Origin of the sequence: Campylobacter sp. RM9333 (genome assembly GCF_020137705.1) — a bacterium.
In the GTDB taxonomy this organism is placed as follows: domain Bacteria; phylum Campylobacterota; class Campylobacteria; order Campylobacterales; family Campylobacteraceae; genus Campylobacter_E.
Map to the genome: position 1 here is coordinate 1 of NZ_JACGAY010000058.1, position 668 is coordinate 668.

1 protein-coding gene is annotated in these 668 nt (G+C 22.6%); it reads right to left on the reverse strand.

Annotated elements, in window-relative coordinates:
* Positions 1 to 97: 97 nt before the first annotated feature.
* Positions 98 to 668, reverse strand: a 571-nt coding sequence (locus AVBRAN9333_RS09435; protein WP_336609912.1) for a hypothetical protein, incomplete at its 5' end; no start/stop codon positions are given.

A 668-nucleotide genomic window follows, 5' to 3' on the forward strand; every position in this document is an offset into this window, starting at 1 on the left:
CAGCTTTTTTACTAACACTTGTATTTATAAAAGAGCTTAAATCTACATAAAATCCATCTATTTTTAGCATTATTTCTCCTTTAACTTAAAGAATTAATTAAGCTTTTAAATCTAGTAATTTATAAGCCTTTAGCTCATCAATTAGCTTTATGCTAAACTCGCAAAATTCTTCTAAATTATTTTTGTCTTTTAATTCTTTTTCTTTATCTTCATTTATCTTTAAAGAATTTGAGTTTTTAAATAATTTTATATCTTGCTTTAGTTTTCTTATGTGATTGTTTTCTTCATTTATTGCGTATTCTTTTAGCTTTGGATTGGCTTCTATTTTTTCTTTTTTATTTTTTAATTCTTCTTTTGCTTGATTTAAGTTTTTAAAATACTCGCTTTCATCTTCAATATATTGCTCTTTTACTAAAATTTCTCCATCTTTATCTTTATCAAAAAATATTCTATTATTAATCATTTTTGAAATAGTGTTTATATTTTTTTCGCCAAATTCATTAATATCTTCTTCTAATATTTTGTCTTTTTTAACAATCTCGCTTAAGACATAAACCCCATCTTTATTCTCATCAAAATAACAAACATCAATTAAAGTATTCATTAATTCATCACTATTTAGCACCCCATTATTATCGCTATCACTTTCAAGATATTTTAAATCAAAA